The 20,843-nt window shown below is 56.1% G+C and carries 23 protein-coding genes and 1 pseudogene; 14 read left to right on the top strand and 10 right to left on the bottom strand.

Annotated features, from left to right (window positions below):
* Positions 1 to 552, top strand: a pseudogene (gene intI1, locus ACCQ08_RS25330) (class 1 integron integrase IntI1); the annotation flags it as partial.
* Positions 553 to 604: 52 nt separating this feature from the next.
* Here intI1 and ACCQ08_RS25325 read toward each other — a convergent pair.
* The 5 genes from ACCQ08_RS25325 to ACCQ08_RS25305 all read right to left on the bottom strand — a co-directional run bounded on the left by ACCQ08_RS25325 (position 605) and on the right by ACCQ08_RS25305 (position 5,399).
* Complete coding sequence (locus tag ACCQ08_RS25325) at positions 605 to 1,309, bottom strand: IS6-like element IS26 family transposase (RefSeq protein ID WP_001067855.1); 705 nt, start codon at positions 1,307 to 1,309, stop codon at positions 605 to 607.
* Between the two features lie 83 nt (positions 1,310 to 1,392).
* Positions 1,393 to 2,277: an Mph(E) family macrolide 2'-phosphotransferase gene (locus ACCQ08_RS25320; RefSeq protein WP_000155092.1), complete on the bottom strand. Its 885-nt coding sequence runs from the start codon at positions 2,275 to 2,277 to the stop codon at positions 1,393 to 1,395.
* A 55-nt stretch (positions 2,278 to 2,332) separates the two neighbouring features.
* Positions 2,333 to 3,808, bottom strand: coding sequence for an ABC-F type ribosomal protection protein Msr(E) (gene msr(E) / locus ACCQ08_RS25315; RefSeq protein WP_000052512.1), 1,476 nt, complete (start codon positions 3,806 to 3,808; stop codon positions 2,333 to 2,335).
* 449 nt (positions 3,809 to 4,257) lie between these two features.
* Entirely contained in the window at positions 4,258 to 4,962 is a 705-nt protein-coding gene (locus ACCQ08_RS25310) for an IS6-like element IS26 family transposase (RefSeq protein ID WP_001067855.1), read from the bottom strand.
* 11 nt (positions 4,963 to 4,973) lie between these two features.
* Positions 4,974 to 5,399 (bottom strand): KfrB domain-containing protein, encoded by a 426-nt coding sequence (locus ACCQ08_RS25305; RefSeq protein WP_219165059.1) that lies wholly within the window; start codon positions 5,397 to 5,399, stop codon positions 4,974 to 4,976.
* A gap of 94 nt (positions 5,400 to 5,493) precedes the next feature.
* On the opposite strand from ACCQ08_RS25305, the gene ACCQ08_RS25300 reads away from it, so the two are divergent.
* Positions 5,494 to 5,778: an H-NS family nucleoid-associated regulatory protein gene (locus ACCQ08_RS25300; protein ID WP_179841230.1), complete on the top strand. Its 285-nt coding sequence runs from the start codon at positions 5,494 to 5,496 to the stop codon at positions 5,776 to 5,778.
* 193 nt (positions 5,779 to 5,971) lie between these two features.
* On the opposite strand, the gene ACCQ08_RS25295 is transcribed toward ACCQ08_RS25300, so the two are convergent.
* Positions 5,972 to 6,910 (bottom strand): IS5 family transposase, encoded by a 939-nt coding sequence (locus tag ACCQ08_RS25295; RefSeq protein WP_179841231.1) that lies wholly within the window; start codon positions 6,908 to 6,910, stop codon positions 5,972 to 5,974.
* Between the two features lie 588 nt (positions 6,911 to 7,498).
* Entirely contained in the window at positions 7,499 to 8,362 is an 864-nt protein-coding gene (locus ACCQ08_RS25290) for a LysR family transcriptional regulator (protein ID WP_158386864.1), read from the bottom strand.
* 142 nt (positions 8,363 to 8,504) lie between these two features.
* Here ACCQ08_RS25290 and ACCQ08_RS25285 point away from each other — a divergent pair, with 142 nt between their 5' ends.
* The 3 genes from ACCQ08_RS25285 (at position 8,505) to ACCQ08_RS25275 (ending at position 10,661) form a co-directional block, all read left to right on the top strand.
* Positions 8,505 to 9,413, top strand: a complete 909-nt coding sequence (locus ACCQ08_RS25285; protein WP_158386862.1) for a broad-spectrum class A beta-lactamase CAE-1 — start codon at positions 8,505 to 8,507, stop codon at positions 9,411 to 9,413.
* Positions 9,414 to 9,497: 84 nt separating this feature from the next.
* Positions 9,498 to 9,725 (top strand): transposase, encoded by a 228-nt coding sequence (locus ACCQ08_RS25280; protein WP_369951726.1) that lies wholly within the window; start codon positions 9,498 to 9,500, stop codon positions 9,723 to 9,725.
* A 9-nt stretch (positions 9,726 to 9,734) separates the two neighbouring features.
* Entirely contained in the window at positions 9,735 to 10,661 is a 927-nt protein-coding gene (locus tag ACCQ08_RS25275) for an IS5 family transposase (RefSeq protein WP_158386860.1), read from the top strand.
* A gap of 194 nt (positions 10,662 to 10,855) precedes the next feature.
* Here the strand turns inward: ACCQ08_RS25275 and ACCQ08_RS25270 are convergent, their stop codons facing one another.
* Positions 10,856 to 11,290 (bottom strand): mercury resistance transcriptional regulator MerR, encoded by a 435-nt coding sequence (locus ACCQ08_RS25270; RefSeq protein ID WP_000414383.1) that lies wholly within the window; start codon positions 11,288 to 11,290, stop codon positions 10,856 to 10,858.
* Positions 11,291 to 11,361: 71 nt separating this feature from the next.
* Between ACCQ08_RS25270 and ACCQ08_RS25265 the strand changes: the two genes are divergently transcribed.
* The 8 genes from ACCQ08_RS25265 (at position 11,362) to ACCQ08_RS25230 (ending at position 19,017) form a co-directional block, all read left to right on the top strand.
* Entirely contained in the window at positions 11,362 to 11,712 is a 351-nt protein-coding gene (locus ACCQ08_RS25265; RefSeq protein WP_001294666.1) for a mercuric transport protein MerT, read from the top strand.
* Positions 11,713 to 11,727: 15 nt separating this feature from the next.
* Positions 11,728 to 12,003: a mercury resistance system periplasmic binding protein MerP gene (gene merP / locus ACCQ08_RS25260; RefSeq protein ID WP_000732290.1), complete on the top strand. Its 276-nt coding sequence runs from the start codon at positions 11,728 to 11,730 to the stop codon at positions 12,001 to 12,003.
* 71 nt (positions 12,004 to 12,074) lie between these two features.
* Complete coding sequence (merA, locus tag ACCQ08_RS25255) at positions 12,075 to 13,760, top strand: mercury(II) reductase (RefSeq protein ID WP_003090700.1); 1,686 nt, start codon at positions 12,075 to 12,077, stop codon at positions 13,758 to 13,760.
* Between the two features lie 17 nt (positions 13,761 to 13,777).
* A complete protein-coding gene (gene merD, locus ACCQ08_RS25250) occupies positions 13,778 to 14,143 on the top strand; it encodes a mercury resistance co-regulator MerD (RefSeq protein WP_003090698.1) in 366 nt (121 codons plus the stop codon).
* Positions 14,140 to 14,376: a broad-spectrum mercury transporter MerE gene (gene merE, locus ACCQ08_RS25245; RefSeq protein WP_003090697.1), complete on the top strand. Its 237-nt coding sequence runs from the start codon at positions 14,140 to 14,142 to the stop codon at positions 14,374 to 14,376. Before merD ends, merE begins: the two co-directional genes overlap by 4 nt.
* The gene (locus ACCQ08_RS25240) at positions 14,373 to 15,362 is read left to right on the top strand and encodes a DUF3330 domain-containing protein (protein WP_010792470.1); all 990 of its coding nucleotides are present in this window, start codon (positions 14,373 to 14,375) and stop codon (positions 15,360 to 15,362) included. Before merE ends, ACCQ08_RS25240 begins: the two co-directional genes overlap by 4 nt.
* A 128-nt stretch (positions 15,363 to 15,490) precedes the next feature.
* Positions 15,491 to 16,048, top strand: coding sequence for a recombinase family protein (locus tag ACCQ08_RS25235; RefSeq protein WP_029306731.1), 558 nt, complete (start codon positions 15,491 to 15,493; stop codon positions 16,046 to 16,048).
* A gap of 2 nt (positions 16,049 to 16,050) precedes the next feature.
* Positions 16,051 to 19,017 carry a Tn3 family transposase gene (locus ACCQ08_RS25230; RefSeq protein ID WP_031943241.1) on the top strand — a complete coding sequence of 989 codons (2,967 nt, stop codon included), beginning with the start codon at positions 16,051 to 16,053 and terminating at the stop codon, positions 19,015 to 19,017.
* A 6-nt stretch (positions 19,018 to 19,023) separates the two neighbouring features.
* Here ACCQ08_RS25230 and ACCQ08_RS25225 read toward each other — a convergent pair whose 3' ends face one another.
* Entirely contained in the window at positions 19,024 to 19,713 is a 690-nt protein-coding gene (locus ACCQ08_RS25225; protein ID WP_369951727.1) for an FAD-dependent oxidoreductase, read from the bottom strand.
* A 122-nt stretch (positions 19,714 to 19,835) separates the two neighbouring features.
* Here ACCQ08_RS25225 and ACCQ08_RS25220 point away from each other — a divergent pair, with 122 nt between their 5' ends.
* Positions 19,836 to 20,408, top strand: a complete 573-nt coding sequence (locus ACCQ08_RS25220; RefSeq protein WP_017638772.1) for a TetR/AcrR family transcriptional regulator — start codon at positions 19,836 to 19,838, stop codon at positions 20,406 to 20,408.
* A 163-nt stretch (positions 20,409 to 20,571) separates the two neighbouring features.
* Here ACCQ08_RS25220 and ACCQ08_RS25215 read toward each other — a convergent pair.
* A partial coding sequence (locus ACCQ08_RS25215) for an MFS transporter (RefSeq protein ID WP_046689479.1) occupies positions 20,572 to 20,843 on the bottom strand: 272 nt, incomplete at its 5' end.

The raw sequence follows: 20,843 nt of genomic DNA, 5'->3' as shown, positions 1-20,843 counted from the left end.
TTGGCGGCCTTGCTGTTCTTCTACGGCAAGGTGCTGTGCACGGATCTGCCCTGGCTTCAGGAGATCGGAAGACCTCGGCCGTCGCGGCGCTTGCCGGTGGTGCTGACCCCGGATGAAGTGGTTCGCATCCTCGGTTTTCTGGAAGGCGAGCATCGTTTGTTCGCCCAGCTTCTGTATGGAACGGGCATGCGGATCAGTGAGGGTTTGCAACTGCGGGTCAAGGATCTGGATTTCGATCACGGCACGATCATCGTGCGGGAGGGCAAGGGCTCCAAGGATCGGGCCTTGATGTTACCCGAGAGCTTGGCACCCAGCCTGCGCGAGCAGCTGTCGCGTGCACGGGCATGGTGGCTGAAGGACCAGGCCGAGGGCCGCAGCGGCGTTGCGCTTCCCGACGCCCTTGAGCGGAAGTATCCGCGCGCCGGGCATTCCTGGCCGTGGTTCTGGGTTTTTGCGCAGCACACGCATTCGACCGATCCACGGAGCGGTGTCGTGCGTCGCCATCACATGTATGACCAGACCTTTCAGCGCGCCTTCAAACGTGCCGTAGAAGGCACTGTTGCAAAGTTAGCGATGAGGCAGCCTTTTGTCTTATTCAAAGGCCTTACATTTCAAAAACTCTGCTTACCAGGCGCATTTCGCCCAGGGGATCACCATAATAAAATGCTGAGGCCTGGCCTTTGCGTAGTGCACGCATCACCTCAATACCTTTGATGGTGGCGTAAGCCGTCTTCATGGATTTAAATCCCAGCGTGGCGCCGATTATCCGTTTCAGTTTGCCATGATCGCATTCAATCACGTTGTTCCGGTACTTAATCTGTCGGTGTTCAACGTCAGACGGGCACCGGCCTTCGCGTTTGAGCAGAGCAAGCGCGCGACCATAGGCGGGCGCTTTATCCGTGTTGATGAATCGCGGGATCTGCCACTTCTTCACGTTGTTGAGGATTTTACCCAGAAACCGGTATGCAGCTTTGCTGTTACGACGGGAGGAGAGATAAAAATCGACAGTGCGGCCCCGGCTGTCGACGGCCCGGTACAGATACGCCCAGCGGCCATTGACCTTCACGTAGGTTTCATCCATGTGCCACGGGCAAAGATCGGAAGGGTTACGCCAGTACCAGCGCAGCCGTTTTTCCATTTCAGGCGCATAACGCTGAACCCAGCGGTAAATCGTGGAGTGATCGACATTCACTCCGCGTTCAGCCAGCATCTCCTGCAGCTCACGGTAACTGATGCCGTATTTGCAGTACCAGCGTACGGCCCACAGAATGATGTCACGCTGAAAATGCCGGCCTTTGAATGGGTTCATGTGCAGCTCCATCAGCAAAAGGGGATGATAAGTTTATCACCACCGACTATTTGCAACAGTGCCTCAGCAATCATATTTTTAAATTATATAACTCCCAACTGAGCTTTTGCTCCAACGATAAGGCTTTCATTTTGAGTTTCTAAGGCAAATAAACCATACATCAAAGGAGAGGCCGCTGCTCTTTCTAAAGTCTGTTCATATAGTTTATTCCAAACTTTACCCCCTAGTTTTTCATACTCGATGATTAGAGTTTTGAGGCTTTCTTCTCCAAACAAAGTTACATGCCCAGCAAAATCAATCGCTGGGTCATCTATATGGGCTGTTGACCAATCAATAACGCCTGAAACAGCTCCATCCTTTGAAGCTAGTACATGCCCAGCATATAAATCGCCATGTATAAATTGGGTGAAATCTGCCCATAGAACATCATTATCCAACCATTTTCTGTAGCGGGTTTCCAATTGCTCACTTATACCAATTTCAGATTTTACTAACTGCAAATTGTTTGCTATTTCAGGTCTTAAATCTGAAGGTTTCATAATTTTCAAATCATTTTCCCGAACTTCTTTTTCAGGAATACTATGGATTTCAAATAAGGTTTTTGCCAAAGATGTTATGTATTTCGGGCTATCTTTGTCCATATTCCAAATTATTTCATAGGTTTCAGCATCCAAATTTAAAACAGGATTATCTTTAAGTATGGGATAAGCCACTAATTCTGTAGATGAAATTCTCCAATCAGGAACCTCTACAGAAAGATGTTTTTTTACCAATTCTAAAATGCGTTTTTCTTTCTTGATTTGTTCCCTCATGCCATCACGACGAGGAATACGCAGCAACCATTGTTGCCCCTTTGTATCAAGAGCAAAAACGACCTTAAAATCAATGCCCATTTCATTGAAATTCATTTTGTCCGTAAGCAACAAGCCGTGTGCTTCAGCAAGTGATTGAATATCTTGAATTGTCATTTTTAATTTCCTTTAAAGAGTTCAATAATTAATGTTCGGATTAGATTGGCTATCATTAACAATCTCTCTCAAAAGTCTTGATGATTTTGTGGTCTTTGATCTCGTAGATAATGTCAGCAATATTATCGACCAATTGCTTGTCATGAGATACGAAGATAATAGTTCCTGCATAGGACTTCATCATTGTTTCTAATGCGGCAATACTTTTTAGGTCAAGATAGTTTCCTGGTTCATCCATAAGCAAAATATTATATTTTCCTAAAAGCATTTTGGATAAAAGCAGTTTGATGATTTCACCTCCCGATAAGTCGGATAAGTTTTTTTGAATATCATTCGCTCCGATCCCCATTGAAGCCAATACTGCACGAATTTCCGCAACTGTGTACTCGCACTCTTCCTGCATAAAGGAGAGCACAGATTTATGCGTGTTAAATTTATATCCTGTTTGTGTAAAGTAGCCAATTTCAGCTTTTGGAGATATGGTTAATCCATCAGCACGTTCTGATATCATTTTTAACAAGGACGTTTTCCCTGTTCCATTCGATCCAGTTATAGCGACTTTAGCGCCAAGCGGTATTATAAAGTTAGCGTCATCAAAGATAGTACGGCTACCAAATTTTAAGCTCAGACCATCTGCCGTAATCGGGAACTTATTGTGCAGTTCTAGGGCTGAACTTTGACGAAAACGAATAGAACGCAAATGCTCTGGTGCTTGAATATCTTCTAATGCAGCCAAACGCTTTTCCATACTCTTAGCTGCCTGATACAGTTTTCTTTGCTTGGTGCCAGTCATTTTTGCATGCCCAAGTCGTCCAGCACTTTCGGTAGAGTTTTTGGATTTTTCTCCTTTTTTCTTATTGTCTAATCGATTAGCTTGCTGGCGTTTTTCTTGCACAGCAGATTCTAATCGCTCCCGTTCCTTCATCATCAGCTCATATTCTACGGCTTGGTGTTGTCGCTCTTCTTCTTTTTGACGCAAGTAATCCGAGTAACCACCCCAATATTCCGTAATTTTACCGTCTTTTAACTCCCATATCTTGTCTACAACCATATCAAGAAAATATCGGTCATGACTGATAACAAGTAATGCTCCATCAAATGCTTTAAGTTGACCAATAAGTAGATCTATTCCATTGAGATCAAGGTGGCTGGTTGGTTCATCCGCTAGAATGCCATGTACTTGTTGGGAAAATGCGGCAGCAATTTTTGCACGAGTTTCCTCTCCGCCACTCATTGTGTCGTTTTGTACATTGGAAACACCAAGGCGAGATAACATTGCCCGGTCTTCGACCGTTTCTATTTCGATTCCGCCCAGTTGGCTGATATGTGCAAAATCACCAAAACGCTGTAATGTCGCTTCGGCTAAAACAATTTCGCCATTAAGTACTTTGAGTAAACTACTCTTTCCTGCTCCGTTATCACCCACAAGACCAATACGGTCATAAGAGTGAATTTCCAATTCATCAATATCCAAAACATCACGCCCAGCATAATCCAAGCGTATGTTTCTCGCTTTAATAATTAAACTCATTTTTATTTACTCCTGTTTAGCTCTTGAAATTTTTTATGCAGCAAACAGGATTTAGGTGAAAACAAAAGCTAGCATCACAGTGTCCTCCCAAAAAAAAAGCTATTCATCCACAGGGTGGACAAATAGCTAGTCAATTAAGTTATAACTGGAAACTATGCACTAAAAGCATACTTATAAATTAAGCATACTTTTACTTTATATATCCGCATATATTCTTAAAGACACAACAAAAGCCCACCATTATAAAATAGTGTCACTATGCAAATAGTTGTGTCTTAACGAATGCGGATAGAATGCATAAACTTACCTAAAAAATAAAATTCAGTTTTATGATAACTTTACTGTTAAAAGAAGTCTAGACAACCTTGTTTTATGCTTGGATATAAGGCTTATTTTAGGCACTGTTGCAAAGTTAGCGATGAGGCAGCCTTTTGTCTTATTCAAAGGCCTTACATTTCAAAAACTCTGCTTACCAGGCGCATTTCGCCCAGGGGATCACCATAATAAAATGCTGAGGCCTGGCCTTTGCGTAGTGCACGCATCACCTCAATACCTTTGATGGTGGCGTAAGCCGTCTTCATGGATTTAAATCCCAGCGTGGCGCCGATTATCCGTTTCAGTTTGCCATGATCGCATTCAATCACGTTGTTCCGGTACTTAATCTGTCGGTGTTCAACGTCAGACGGGCACCGGCCTTCGCGTTTGAGCAGAGCAAGCGCGCGACCATAGGCGGGCGCTTTATCCGTGTTGATGAATCGCGGGATCTGCCACTTCTTCACGTTGTTGAGGATTTTACCCAGAAACCGGTATGCAGCTTTGCTGTTACGACGGGAGGAGAGATAAAAATCGACAGTGCGGCCCCGGCTGTCGACGGCCCGGTACAGATACGCCCAGCGGCCATTGACCTTCACGTAGGTTTCATCCATGTGCCACGGGCAAAGATCGGAAGGGTTACGCCAGTACCAGCGCAGCCGTTTTTCCATTTCAGGCGCATAACGCTGAACCCAGCGGTAAATCGTGGAGTGATCGACATTCACTCCGCGTTCAGCCAGCATCTCCTGCAGCTCACGGTAACTGATGCCGTATTTGCAGTACCAGCGTACGGCCCACAGAATGATGTCACGCTGAAAATGCCGGCCTTTGAATGGGTTCATGTGCAGCTCCATCAGCAAAAGGGGATGATAAGTTTATCACCACCGACTATTTGCAACAGTGCCCAACGGCCTACTATCGGCTCCTTTCCCTGCAGCCCAACTGCAAAAATGTTCCTGTCATGTTTAACAAGTCCTTTTGGCCCGAATTGATAAACATGCGCCTGGTCAACATGCAAGACTTGCCCCCCATATTTTTGCGTCCTCATGTTTTTAGCCGGATTGATTGCCTCGTCCAAGTAGTTAATGCCTTTTGGTAAACCAGACTCAGGCAATACTTTCATTGTCATCCAGCCAGGCTTTCCATCTTTTCCAGCTCCAGCGACAACAACATCAATTTGTCTTGAGTTATTTAGTACGCTTATTTTTACGCTACCCTCCGGTTTAGTTATAACTCCAGCATCGCCAATATTTCTAATTTGGTTTACTTGATTTTTCATTAGTATATTTTCCCAATTTCGCTATAAAAACAACACCACAAAATCAATTTATACGCTAATATACTTCGGTCATCAACTCCTTTTTAAATGAATCATGGCAACTTACAAAGAGCTTCTGGCAGAACGGGAAAAACTCGAAAAGCAAATCAGCGAAGCCCGCAAAGCAGAAGTTGGTGAAGCTGTAGCAAAGATTCGCGCGCTCATGAAAGATTTTGATCTTTCAATTAAAGACATTGAGCCAAACCGCGCCGCTGACAAGCGGGAAAAAGTTGAACCAAAATTTCGTGACCCTGCGACGGGGGCCACATGGACGGGACGGGGCAAACCGCCTGCCTGGATCAAAGACAAAAACCGCGAAGATTTTGCAATTAAGTCTTGACCTATGAAAAAAAGGCCTGAATTCAGGCCTTTTTTTATACCCTCTTCCCGGTATTAAATAATCCAATAAACCATTCCGAGAATATACCTCTCCCCCACTCACTGCCGAAAAACAGGTAAACGGCGATCAGCATCCCAACGGCCTTGTTGCACAACTCCCGTCGGAGACGGCATGACCCCAACCCCAGACGGACTTACTCCAAGGCCACTGTCACCGGGCGCCCGAGTTGGCTGAATCGGTTGAGCAGCGCCACGCGGATGTGCAACTCCGTCACCTGACGCTCGAACGTCCTGGCCATGACCCGCTCGCCCAGTCGTTTGAAGCAATTCATCTTCGTCTCCACCAGGCTGCGTCGGTGGTACCCGCTCCACTTCTTCCAAATCCGGCGACCCAGCCGCTGGCAGGCACGCAGGGCTTCGTTGCGTGAGCTCGCCCCGGCTTGCGTGCCCTTCCATGCTCGCGCATTCTTGCGTGGCGGGATGATGGCTTGCGCATTGCGCAGCGCTATCGCTGCATGGCATGCCTTGGTGTCGTAAGCACCATCGCCGCCGACACTGGCAATGGGTTCATCTGGCGGTATCTGGCTGAGAAGTTCCGGCAACATGGGCGCATCGCCCGTGCCGTTGTCAGTGACCTCGATGGCACGGATGTCCAGCGTGCGGGCATCAATGGCCAAGTGTACTTTGCGCCACTGGCGCCGGTATTCGGCACCGTGCTTTTTACACTTCCATTCGCCTTCACCCAGGAACTTGATGCCGGTGCTGTCGACCAGCAAATCCAGTGCCGTTGTGCTGGGTCGGTAAGGCAGCTTAACGCTCAAGTCTTTCTGGCGCCGGCACACGGTGCTGAAGTCTGGCACCCGCCAGTCCAGGCCCGCCAAGCGCAACAGACTTTCGACCAGCCCCAAGCTTTGACGCAGGGCCAGTCCGAACAAGCATTTGATGCTCAGGCAGAACTGGATTGCCGCATCGGAGAAGGTGCGTTGACGACCACGTTTGCCGCTGACAGTGGCGTACCACTGCATGTCCTTGTCCAGCCAAACTGTCAGGGAACCTCTGGCCTTGAGTGAGGCGTTGTAGTCCGCCCAGTTTGTCGTCTTGTACTTGCCACGCGGGCGCTTACTTTCACTCATGACGTCACCCTACCAGCTGTTGCCGCTGGTTTTATGCAACAACGCCTGTCAAAGGCAGAGACATCATTAAAGCTTCTTGATCAAACGCTATCAATTTAAAGATCCAAGATGGATGCCGAGCAGCTTTACCCTGCGCCCAAACACTGGTTTTTAGGGTGTTTTAGTGCTGGACTGCGCTATGCTGCAATTCGCCCGGCCGCTTTGGTTTCTATAGCTTTTAGCGACCACCCTGCTTAGGCTAGAGCCCATTTTGATGTCTGGTCGCTGCGCCAGGCGATGGCAGGGACTGCACACAGGCTTGTCGCCTGCTGGGCAGAAGCAGGATCACACGGCTGATCGCCCGACAAGACAGCACCCAAGCGCAACCGCCAGCCGATTGGTACGCTGCGCTACAACGCACTTGCGTGTCATTCCAGCGGCGATGTGGAGTTCACACACCCCGCACGGGCTGGCCCTGCGTATGGGTCCATGCCGCTCAGTGCTGCACAGCAGTGCGGTGTTGAGGCTCCCACTGCCTGGCGCACATTGAAGTGCACGGCACATGCAAGAGTGACTGGCTCAGCCGATTCGAGGCATGCGCAACAGGATCTAGCCTGCCTCCATCTGGGCTAGCAGCCATTCCCGAAAGACCTGCATCGCGGTCGTGGGGGTCCGTGATTGCAGCCGCGTGAGCCAATAGGCCCCTTTGTACAGTTCGAGGGCGAATGGCTGCACCAAGCGCCCCTGGCTCACATCCCGCACGAACAGCTTGACAGGCAGCAGCGCCACACCCGCGCCTTGGGCTGCCGCTTCTGCCAGCGTCAACGATGAGTCGAACACGGCCCCACGCAACACCGGGCATGCCAATCCGGCCGCGGCGAACCAGTCCGACCACTCATCGGCACGGTAGGTTCGCAGCAACGGAAGTATCGCGAGGTCTGCGGGGCTGACCAGCCCACGCGCCATACCGGGTGTGCACATCGGCGAAAGGGGGACTTCCAGGATCTGATCTGACTGTGTACCATGCCACGCCCCATCACCGAAGCGGATGGCGTAATCCAGCCCCTCACCTGCCATGTCGACGCGGTTGTTGTTGGTGAGCAGGCGCAGGTCAACAAACGGGTGCTGCGCCTGGAATTCACGCAAACGTGGCATCAGCCACCCGACGGCAAACGTCCCCACCACACCGACGGTGAGCACTTCGCGTGGACGGCTATCCGCCAGCTGTTCCAAGGCCCGCTGCAACGATCCAAACGCTTGTGCGACCGCCGGCAGCAGCGCTTGCCCCTCGTCCGTCAGCGCCAATCCACGCGGCAGCCGCCGGAACAAGGGCTTGCCCACATGGGTCTCCAGGTTGCGGATATGTTGGCTCACGGCCGTCTGGGTCACGTGCAGCTCTTGTGCCGCGTGCGTCAGGTTCAGGTGCCGGGCCGAGGCTTCAAAGGCGCGCAAGGCGTTCAGGGGCAGATGCATGGGATGTTGGAAGACCCGACCTTGCCAGTGGGCCCAGGCTTCAGTCACAAGTTTTTCTAATGGCTTCCCGCAATTATTACCGTTGGTCGCGTCCGCATCGAAGTGATACCATTGGCATCTTCTTTTTGAAAGGTGGATCACGATGATACAAAGAAGACAGTTTTCCTTGGGTTTGGCATGGACCGCCATCGGGTCTCTGGCCGGATGCGCCGCAGGCCCCAGTGCTGCGGCGAAAACCGAGCGCCACTGGTCCCACGCCATGGCGCAAATTGAACAGGACGCGCAAGGCCGCCTGGGTGTGGCAATGCTGGACACAGGCAGTGGCCTGGCACTGGGGTGGAGACAGGACGAACGCTTTGCCATGTGCAGCACTTTCAAGCTCCCCTTGGCGGCCTGGGTGCTGGCACTGGTCGACCAAGGTCGTGAGCGCTTGGACGCACGCGTGCAGTACTCCGAGGCGGAGCTGGTGGAGTATTCCCCCGTCAGCGGCCCGAAAGCGGGTGCACGGGGCGGGCTGACCGTGGGCGAGCTGTGCGCCGCGACAGTGAGCCTGAGCGACAACTCCGCAGCCAACGTGCTGCTTGCACGCCATGGCGGCCCCGCTGCGCTGACGGCTTGGCTGCGCTCGCAAGGGGACTCCATCACACGACTGGATCGCAATGAGCCCTCATTAAACGAAGCCACCGTGGGCGATGAGCGCGACACCACCACACCACTTGCCATGCTTCATACCATGCAACGGCTGGTCCTGGGCAATTCACTGTCACCCTCATCACGCGCAACGCTACAACGCTGGCTGATCGAGACCAGCACGGGGGACCAACGCCTGCGGGCAGGCGCACCAGGTTGGAAAGTGGGCGACAAGACGGGCACCTCTGGCAGCAGTGGCACCGCGAACGACATTGGGGTGCTGTGGCCACCGGCAGGCGGCGCCCCGGTACTGGTGAGTTGCTACCTCACACAGTCCACAGCCCGCCCCGAGCAGCGCGATGCCGCCATCGCCCAGGTCGCCCGCGCTGTGTTGGCGGCGCGACAGTATCAGGCGCAATAGCGCAGGGCGGCCTGCTGATCGCACCTGGGAGTTGCATGGGCGTTGTTGCATAAAACCAGCGGCAACAGCTGGTAGGGTGACGTCATGAGTGAAAGTAAGCGCCCGCGTGGCAAGTACAAGACGACAAACTGGGCGGACTACAACGCCTCACTCAAGGCCAGAGGTTCACTGACAGTTTGGCTGGACAAGGACATGCAGTGGTACGCCACTGTCAGCGGCAAACGTGGTCGTCAACGCACCTTCTCCGATGCGGCAATCCAGTTCTGCCTGAGCATGGCGTTGTTGCATAAATCGTTGCTCTTCCAGCGGTAGGCTTGCTGCATGAGTCAGCCCCGCAAACCCCGCTATAGAACCAGCAACTGGAAGCAGTACAACGCATCCCTCAAAGCTCGAGGCTCTTTGACGGTGTGGCTGGACAAGGGTATGTGCTGGTTTGCCACGGCAAGTGGCAAACGCGGACGCAGTCGGAAGTTCTCTGATGCAGCAATCCAATTTTGTTTGACGCTCAAGAACCTGTTTGGCTTGGCACTGCGGCAGACCACGGGTTTTGCCGAGTCGGTGCTGCATTTGTGTGGGCTTGCTTGGCCGGTACCTGACTTCAGCACGCTGTGCCGGCGCCAGCTCGATTTGAATGTACAAGTGCCGTACACACGCAGCCAAGCGGGACTGCATTTGCTGGTTGATTCAACGGGAATCAAGTTCTTGGGTGAAGGCGAGTGGAAATGCAAAAAGCATGGCCCTGAGCGTCGTCGGCAATGGCGCAAGTTGCACATTGGCATTGATGCCCAGACGCTACAGGTCAGGGCTATCTGCGTGACATCCAACAACGTCAGTGATGCAGCAGTGATACCGGATTTGCTGCAGCAATTGCCCGAAGATGAGGTGCTGGAGAGCCTAACGGGCGACGGCGCTTACGACACGCAACCAGTCCATGAAGAAGTCATCAAGCGAGGAGGTATTCCCATTATTCCTCCTCGCAAGAATGCTCGAATACGCAAAGGCAAAGCCTTTGTGCATCGAAATGCGGCGATCGCTGCATGTCGAAGGCTGGGGCGAAGTATCTGGAAACGTTGGATCGGGTATCACCGGCGCAGCTTGGTGGAAACCAAGATGAACTGCATCAAACGATTGGGTGAGCGGCTGATGTCTCGTACCTTTGAGCGACAAGTCAACGAGCTGCACATTCGAGCAGCCATCTTGAATCGATTTACAGAACTGGGCCGTCCTCAGACGGCAGCCGTGGCATAGCCACGGCTGGGGTTTGGGGGAGCTTGGCCTGAAATCGATTTATGCAACAACGCCCATCCCAACTCCGAACAAAAAAGCCAATCCATTAGCGATTAGCCTTCTTTTAAGCCGCTTCCGGTTAAGCAGCTCTCTTTCTGCATGGGGTCGTCTCAGAAAACGGAAAATAAAGCACGCTAAGGCGTAACTACCCTCGGCTACACCGCGTCGGCACCACGCGGCTCTTTCTCCCCTTGCAGCGAAGCAATCAGCGGGCAAGAAACGTTCCCTTGCCGCGCATGGCAGGCGAACACAAGTTCGGATAGCACGGTTTCCATGCGCGCCAGGTCGGTCATTTTTTCGCGCACGTCCTGAAGCTTGTGCTCGGCCAGGCTGCTGGCTTCCTCGCAGTGGGTGCCGTCATCCAGCCTCAGCAGCTCTGCGATCTCGTCGAGGCTGAATCCGAGCCGCTGGGCTGATTTCACGAAGCGCACCCGCGTCACATCCGCCTCGCCATAGCGGCGGATGCTGCCATAGGGCTTGTCCGGCTCCGGCAACAAGCCCTTGCGCTGATAGAACCGGATTGTTTCCACGTTGACCCCGGCCGCCTTGGCGAAAACGCCAATAGTCAGATTCTCCAAATTTTTTTCCATATCGCTTGACTCCGTACATTGGTACGGAAGTAAGCTTAAGCTATCCAATCCAGATTTGAAAGGACAAGCGTATGTCTGAACCTCAAAACGGGCGCGGGGCGCTCTTCACTGGCGGGCTAGCCGCCATCCTCGCCTCGGCTTGCTGCCTGGGGCCGCTGGTTCTGATCGCCCTGGGGTTCAGCGGCGCTTGGATCGGCAACTTGACGGTGTTGGAACCTTATCGCCCGATCTTCATCGGCGCGGCGTTGGTGGCGCTGTTTTTCGCCTGGCGGCGCATCTACCGACCGGCGCAAGCCTGCAAACCAGGGGATGTGTGTGCGATTCCCCAAGTGCGCGCTACTTACAAGCTCATTTTCTGGGTCGTGGCCGCGCTGGTTCTGGTCGCGCTCGGATTTCCCTACGTCATGCCATTTTTCTATTAATCACAGGAGTTCATCATGAAAAAACTGTTTGCCTCTCTCGCCATCGCTGCCGTTGTTGCCCCCGTGTGGGCCGCCACCCAGACCGTCACGCTGTCCGTACCGGGCATGACCTGCTCCGCTTGTCCGATCACCGTCAAGAAGGCGATTTCCAAGGTCGAAGGCGTCAGCAAAGTTAACGTGACCTTCGAGACACGCGAAGCGGTTGTCACCTTCGATGATGCCAAGACCAGCGTGCAGAAGCTGACCAAGGCCACCGAAGACGCAGGCTATCCGTCCAGCGTCAAGAAGTGAGGCACTGAAAACGGCAGCGCAGCACATCTGACGCCCTTGTCTGCTACCACAAACGAAAAAGGATCTGTCGCATGACCCATCTAAAAATCACCGGCATGACCTGCGACTCGTGCGCGGCGCACGTCAAGGAAGCGCTGGAAAAAGTACCCGGCGTCCAATCTGCCATAGTGTCCTATGCCAAGGGCGCGGCCCAGCTCGCCCTTGATCCAGGCACAGCGCCGGACGCACTGACCGCCGCCGTGGCTGGCCTGGGCTACAAAGCGATGCTCGCCGATGCCCCGCCGACCGACAACCGCACTGGGCTGTTCGACAAGGTGCGCGGCTGGATGGGTGCCGCCGACAAGGGCAGCGGCGGCGAGCGCCCGTTGCAAGTCGCCGTGATCGGCAGCGGTGGAGCCGCGATGGCGGCAGCACTGAAGGCCGTCGAGCAAGGCGCGCAGGTCACGCTGATTGAGCGCGGCACCATCGGCGGCACCTGCGTCAACGTCGGTTGTGTGCCGTCCAAGATCATGATCCGCGCCGCCCACATCGCCCATCTGCGCCGGGAAAGCCCATTCGACGGCGGCATGCCACCCACACCGCCGACGATCTTGCGCGAGCGGCTGCTGGCCCAGCAGCAGGCCCGTGTCGAAGAACTCCGTCATGCCAAGTACGAAGGCATCCTGGACGGCAATTCAGCCATCACCGTTCTGCACGGTGAAGCGCGTTTCAAGGACGACCAGAGCCTTATCGTTAGTTTGAACGAGGGTGGTGAGCGCGTCGTGATGTTCGACCGCTGCCTGGTCGCCACGGGTGCCAGTCCGGCCATGCCGCCGATTCCGGGCCTGAAAGAGTCACCCTACTGGACTTCGACCGAGGCCTTGGTCAGCGACACCATTCCCGAACGCCTGGCCGTCATCGGCTCGTCGGTGGTGGCGCTGGAACTGGCGCAAGCCTTCGCCCGGCTGGGTAGCCAGGTCACGATCCTTGCGCGCAGCACGCTGTTCTTCCGCGAAGACCCTGCCATCGGCGAGGCCGTCACAGCCGCCTTCCGTGCCGAAGGAATCAAGGTACTGGAACATACGCAAGCCAGCCAAGTCGCCCATGTGGACGGCGAATTCGTGCTGACCACTGGACAGGGCGAAGTGCGCGCCGACAAGCTGCTGGTCGCCACCGGCCGGACACCGAACACGCGCAGCCTGGCATTGGAAGCGGCGGGGGTAGCCGTCAATGCGCAGGGGGCCATCGTCATCGACAAGGGCATGCGCACCAGTAGCCCGAACATCTACGCGGCCGGCGACTGCACCGACCAGCCGCAGTTCGTCTATGTGGCGGCAGCGGCCGGCACTCGTGCGGCCATTAACATGACCGGCGGCGACGCCGCCATCAATCTGACCGCGATGCCGGCCGTGGTGTTCACCGACCCGCAAGTGGCGACCGTGGGCTACAGCGAGGCGGAAGCGCACCACGATGGCATCGAAACCGACAGCCGCACGCTGACGCTCGACAACGTGCCGCGTGCGCTCGCCAACTTCGATACCCGCGGCTTCATCAAGCTGGTCATCGAGGAAGGCAGCGGACGGCTGATTGGCGTACAGGTGGTGGCCCCGGAAGCGGGCGAACTGATCCAGACGGCTGTTCTCGCCATTCGCAACCGCATGACGGTGCAGGAACTAGCCGACCAGTTGTTCCCCTACCTAACGATGGTCGAGGGCTTGAAGCTCGCGGCGCAGACCTTCAGCAAGGACGTGAAGCAACTGTCCTGCTGCGCCGGATAAGGAAAAGGAGGTGTTCGATGAACGCCTACACAGTGTCCCGACTGGCCCTTGAGGCCGGGGTGAGCGTGCATATCGTGCGCGACTACCTGCTGCGCGGATTGCTGCGGCCAGTCGCCTGCACCACGGGCGGCTACGGCTTGTTCGATGACGCCGCCTTGCAGCGGCTGTGCTTTGTGCGGGCCGCTTTTGAGGCGGGCATCGGCCTGGACGCATTGGCGCGGTTGTGCCGGGCGCTGGATGCGGCGGACTGCGATGAAACAGCCGCACAGCTTGCCGTGCTGAGTCAGTTCGTCGAACGCCGACGCGAAGCGTTGGCCGATCTGGAAGTGCAGTTGGCCGCGATGCCGACCGCGCCGGCCCAGCAAGCGGAGAGTCTGCCATGAACAGCCCCGAGCGCTTGCCGACCGAGACACACAAGCCGTTCACCGGCTACCTGTGGGGTGCGCTGGCGGTGCTCACCTGTCCCTGTCATTTGCCGATTCTCGCCATTGTGCTGGCCGGCACGACGGCCGGCGCGTTCATCGGCGAGCACTGGGGTATTGCAGCCCTCACGCTGACCGGCTTGTTTGTCCTGTCTGTGACGCGGCTGCTGCGGGCCTTCAGAGGTCGATCATGAGCGCTTCCCAGCCAATTGAATGGACAGTGGCGCAACTGGCGCAGGCGGTCGAGCGCGGGCAGCTTGAGCTGCACTACCAGCCGATTGTCGATTTGCGCAGTGAGCAGATTGTCGGCGCGGAAGCCCTGTTGCGCTGGCGTCATCCGACGCTCGGACTGTTGCCGCCGGGCCAGTTCCTGCCCGTGATCGAATCGTCCGGCCTGATGCCGGAAATCGGCGCATGGGTGCTGGGCGCAGCCTGCCGTCAAATGCGCGACTGGCGGGTGCTGGCATGGCAACCGTTCCGGCTGGCCGTCAATGTTGCGGCGAGCCAAGTGGGGCCAGATTTCGACAAGTGGGTAAAGGGCGTGCTGGCCGATGCCGGGTTGCCCGCCGCGTATCTTGAAATTGAGCTGACCGAATCGGTTGCGTTCGGTGATCCGGCGATCTTCCCCGCCCTGGAAGCTTTGCGACAGATCGGTGTGCGCTTCGCCGCCGACGACTTCGGCACCGGCTATTCCTGCCTGCAACACCTGAAATGCTGCCCCATCAGCACGCTCAAGATCGACCAATCGTTTGTCGCCGGACTCGCCAACGACCACCGCGACCAGACCATCGTGCGCACCGTGATTCAGCTTGCGCATGGGCTTGGCATGGAAGTAGTGGCCGAAGGCGTGGAAACATCGGCGAGTCTTGATTTGTTGCGACAAGCGGACTGCGACACAGGACAAGGCTTCCTGTTCGCCAAGCCGATGCCGGCGGCGGCATTCGCCGTCTTCGTCAGTCAATGGAGGGGTGCCACCATGAATGCAAATGATCCGACTGCCACCAGTTGCTGCGTGTGCTGCAAGGAAATCCCGCTCGATGCCGCCTTCACCCCGGAAGGCGCGGAATACGTCGAGCACTTCTGCGGGCTGGAGTGCTATCAGCGCTTCCAGGCGCGCGCCAAGACCGGGAGCGAAACCGATGCCGATCCGAACGCCTGCGACTCATCACTGTCAGACTGAGGCATACCCTAATCTGGCGTCAATGATTGCTCCCGAAATCCGTCAGGATAGAGTGAGTTTTGATATTTGTTGACACGATCAACAAAGGGTCATAGATTCTTTTCTGACATTTTGCACGGGAGAGCATCTTGAAGGGACAACGGATCGGGTACGTCCGGGTCAGCAGCTTCGATCAGAACCCGGAACGCCAGCTTGAGCAGACACAGGTGGACAAGGTGTTCACCGACAAGGCATCGGGCAAGGACATCCAGCGCCCAGAACTGGAAGCCCTGCTGGCCTTCGCCCGCGAGGGCGACACGGTGGTGGTGCATAGCATGGATCGTCTGGCGCGCAACCTCGATGACCTACGCCGTATGGTGCAGACGCTCACCAAGCGCGGGGTACGGATCGAATTCGTCAAGGAGTGCTTGACCTTCACCGGCGAGGACTCGCCGATGGCGAATCTGATGTTGTCGGTGATGGGCGCGTTCGCCGAGTTCGAGCGCGCCTTAATCCGTGAGCGGCAACGCGAGGGCATTGCGTTGGCCAAGCAGCGGGGCGCGTATCGTGGACGCAAGAAAGCACTGTCCCCTGAGCGCGCCTCCGAATTGCGTCATCGCGCCGAGGCTGGCGAACAGAAATCGAAGCTGGCCCGTGAGTTCGGCGTCAGTCGGGAAACCCTGTACCAATACCTGAAAGATGCCTGACGATGCCCCGCCGATCGATCCTGTCCGCCGCCGAGCGCGAAAGCCTGTTGGCGTTGCCGGACACCAAGGACGACCTGATCCGACATTACACATTCAGCGATACCGACTTCGCCATCATCCGGCAGCGGCGCGGCCCGGCCAACCGCCTGGGCTTCGCCGTGCAGCTTTGCTACCTGCGCTTTCCTGGCGTCATTCTTGGTGTCGATGAGGCGCCGTTTCCGCCCTTGCTGAAACTGGTCGCCGACCAGCTCAAGGTCGGCATTGAAAGCTGGGGCGAGTACGGGCAGCGGGAGCAGACCCGGCGCGAGCATCTGGTCGAACTGCAAACGGTATTCGGCTTCCAGCCCTTCACCATGAGCCACTACCGGCAGGCCGTCCACACGCTGACCGAGCTGGCCATGCAAACCGACAAGGGTATTGTGCTGGCCAGCGCCTTGGTCGAACATCTACGGCGGCAGTCGATCATTCTGCCCGCGCTCAACGCTATCGAGCGGGCGAGCGCCGAGGCGATCACCCGCGCCAACCGGCGCATCTACGATTCCTTGGCCGAACCGCTGTCGGACGCACATCGCCGCCGTCTCGACGACTTGCTCAAGCGCCGGGACAACGGCAAGACGACCTGGCTGGCCTGGCTACGCCAGTCACCGGTCAAGCCGAACTCGCGGCACATGCTCGAACACATCGAACGCCTCAAGGCGTGGCAGGCGCTCGATCTGCCTTCCGGCATCGAACGGTCGGTGCACCAGAACCGGCTGCTCAAGATCGCCCGCGAGGGCGGCCAGATGACGCCCGCTGACCTGGCCAAGTTCGAGCCGCAACGGCGCTCCGCGACCCTGGTGGCGCTCGCCATCGAGGGCATGGCCACCGTCACCGACGAAATCATCGACCTGCACGACCGCATCCTGGGCAAGCTGTTCAATGCCGCCAAGAACAAGCATCAGCAGCAGTTCCAGGCATCCGGCAAGGCGATCAACGCCAAGGTGCGGCTGTTCGGGCGCATCGGCCAGGCCCTGATCGAAGCCAAGCAAGCTGGCCGCGATCCGTTCGCCGCCATCGAGGCCGTCATGTCCTGGGACGCCTTCGCCGAGAGCGTCACCGAGGCGCAGAAACTCGCCCAACCCGAGGACTTCGATTTCCTGCACCGCATCGGCGAGAGCTACGCCACGCTGCGCCGCTACGCGCCGGAATTCCTTGCCGTGCTCAAGCTGCGGGCCGCGCCCGCCGCCAAGGACGTACTCGACGCCATCGAGGTGCTGCGCGGCATGAACAGCGACAACGCCCGCAAGGTGCCCGCCGACGCGCCGACCGACTTCATTAAGCCGCGCTGGCAGAAGCTGGTGATGACCGACGCCGGCATCGACCGGCGCTACTACGAGCTGTGCGCACTATCGGAACTCAAGAACGCGCTGCGCTCGGGCGACATCTGGGTGCAGGGATCGCGCCAGTTCAAGGACTTCGAGGACTACCTGGTGCCGCCCGCGAAATTCGCCAGCCTCAAGCTGGCCAGCGAATTGCCGCTGGCCGTGGCCACCGACTGCGACCAGTACCTGCATGAGCGGCTGACACTGCTGGAAACGCAACTTGTCACCGTCAACCGCATGGCAGCGGCCAATAACCTGCCGGATGCCATCATCACCGAGTCGGGCCTGAAGATCACGCCGCTCGATGCGGCGGTGCCCGACACCGCGCAGGCGTTGATCGACCAGACGGCGATGGTTCTGCCGCACGTCAAGATCACCGAACTGCTGCTGGAGGTGGACGAATGGACCGGTTTTACCCGTCACTTCGCGCACCTGAAGTCAGGCGACCTGGCCAAGGACAAGAATCTGCTGCTGACCACGATCCTGGCCGACGCGATCAACCTGGGCTTGACCAAAATGGCCGAGTCCTGCCCCGGCACGACCTACGCCAAGCTGGCCTGGCTACAAGCCTGGCACATCCGCGACGAAACCTACGGGGCGGCCCTGGCCGAGCTGGTCAACGCGCAGTTCCGCCATCCCTTTGCCGAGCACTGGGGCGACGGCACCACGTCATCGTCGGACGGTCAGAACTTCCGCACTGGCAGCAAGGCCGAGAGCACCGGCCACATCAACCCGAAATACGGCAGCAGCCCAGGGCGGACGTTCTATACCCACATCTCCGACCAGTACGCACCGTTCCACACCAAGGTAGTGAACGTCGGCGTGCGCGACTCGACCTACGTGCTCGACGGCCTGCTGTACCACGAATCCGACCTGCGCATCGAGGAACACTACACCGACACGGCCGGATTCACCGATCACGTCTTTGCGTTGATGCACCTGCTGGGCTTCCGCTTCGCCCCGCGCATCCGCGACCTGGGCGACACCAAGCTCTACATCCCGAAGGGCGATGCCGCCTATGAGGCGCTCAAGCCGATGATCGGCGGCACGCTCAATATCAAGCACGTCCGCGCCCATTGGGACGAAATCCTGCGGCTGGCCACCTCGATCAAGCAGGGCACGGTGACGGCCTCGCTGATGCTCCGAAAACTCGGCAGCTACCCGCGTCAGAACGGCTTGGCCGTGGCGCTGCGCGAGCTGGGACGCATCGAGCGCACCCTGTTCATCCTGGACTGGCTGCAAAGCGTCGAGCTGCGCCGCCGCGTGCATGCCGGGCTGAACAAAGGCGAGGCACGCAACGCGCTGGCCCGCGCCGTGTTCTTCAACCGCCTGGGTGAAATCCGCGACCGCAGTTTCGAGCAGCAACGCTATCGCGCTTCCGGCCTCAACCTGGTGACGGCGGCCATAGTGTTGTGGAATACGGTCTATCTGGAGCGGGCCGCGAACGCCTTGCGTGGCCATGGCCAGACCGTCGATGACGGGCTGTTGCAGTACCTTTCGCCGCTCGGCTGGGAGCACATCAACCTGACCGGCGATTACCTCTGGCGCAGCAGCGCCAAGATCGGCCCGGGCAAGTTCAGGCCATTGCGACCGTTGCAACCGGCTTAGCGTGCTTTATTTTCCGTTTTCTGAGGCGACCCCTATCTCGACCACTTCAACCTTGCTGCCCAGTCGAGCGAACAATTGACCTTGCTCCAGACCGATCGCATTGCCGCCGACGACCAGCATGGACTCAGGCACCTGCTCAAGGGACATGGCCGAGCCGGAAGTGAGAAAGTCCACCTCACTGAGGCCAGGAATGGAAGGAATGAATGGCGCTGCCCCACTGGCGATCAGTACCTGCTTGGCGTACACCAGGTTTGTGTTTCCGTCTGAGTCCGCGACGACGAGCGCTACGATATCTGGCTCATCTGACGCTACAAAGGTCGCCTTGCCGCGAAATACCGCAATACCTGCATCCTTGGGTGCTTGTACATGGAAAGACTGCCGGAAGTGCCCGATCATTTGATCTTTATCTCTGACAAGCAAAGACAAGTCGACAGGCCCGGCCGAGGTCGCTATACCTGGGAACTTCCCATGCGCAGCAGACATGCGAGCAGAAGCCGCCGCAAGCAACGTCTTTGAAGGAACGCATCCTACATTGAGACAGGTCCCTCCTGCCAACCCCTGTTCGATCATGGCGACTGTTTTGTCGAGCCTACGTGCTTCGTTCGCTGCGGCTCTAGCCGCCGAACCGGAACCTATCGTGACTAGATCATAGATGACGGAGGGCTGTTGTGCGGAAGCCGCTGTTGTCGTGTTCATAAAAGAAGCCTCAAGGAAATTGCAAAGAAAGAGACAGATCGGTCTCCTTGAGGGATTGTAGACAACCCTGTCTCCTTGTGTCAACATGTCGCGTATGAATCCTCACAACGATGAATAACATCATGGACAAAAAAGAACAGTTAGTCGCAACTGCCTTTAACCTTTTTTATAAGTACGGCATTCATGCTGTTGGCATCAATCGGGTACTTGAAGAGTCCGGCATTGCCAAGAAAACGCTATATAACCATTTCTCCAGCAAGGAAGATCTAATTGCTGCGACCGTCGAATATTGTGATCAGCAGTATTTCTCTTGGCTCGATTTGCGTTTGCACGAAGCGACGCCAGGTAGGGACGCCTTGTATGCCATGCTTGATGCTTTTGACGATCTGTTTCAGGGTCTCGATCAATCCAAGCCACTTTTCTTGGGTTGTTATTTCATTAATGTCAGCGCCGAATTCAGCAATCCGGATCATGATATACATAAGCTTTGCGCCCGAAACAAAGAGGCTATGCTGCGATGGATCACACACCACACTTCACTTGTCATAACGTCCAGAGAATCGATAGTTCAAATCTCTGAAACAATTGCTATGTTGCTTGAAGGGGCGATTATTCAGGCTCACGTTCTTGGAGATCTGCACGCTGCTCGCAAAGCCAAAGCCGTGGTTAAACTGCTTCTTGATAAATCTAACTAACTAACTAACTAACTAAATTCATCTGTCCATACAACTCTTTGACCATCAATAAAGGTGGAACGGCAAAGTAGCTTTCCGAAGTTTCAGCAGTGGAGACAAGTCGTGTAGTGCCGGAACGGGCCACTTATCGGCTTCCAGTCCTCGATCAATGCCCCAAGTCAAGTCAGTTGCAACCGTACCGCCCCTGCCACAGCAGCGGCACCAAGATCAGCGCCAAGGCCGGGAAGATCATCCAGTTGACCGCTTGCCAGCCCGAGCTGTGCAGGATCGACCCCGCGAGGAACGACACGGCCGCCGTGGCGGCGAAGACGAAGAAGTCGTTCATGCCCTGCGCCTTGCCCCGCTCGGCCGGGGTGTGGCAGTCGGTGACCATCGCCGTGGCGCCGATGAAACTCAAATTCCAGCCGATGCCCAACAGCGCCAGCGAGCCCCAGA

Origin of the sequence: Comamonas sp. SY3 (genome assembly GCF_041730275.1) — a bacterium.
Classification (GTDB): domain Bacteria; phylum Pseudomonadota; class Gammaproteobacteria; order Burkholderiales; family Burkholderiaceae_C; genus Comamonas; species Comamonas sediminis.
This window is presented reverse-complemented; position numbering and strand designations above follow the sequence as displayed.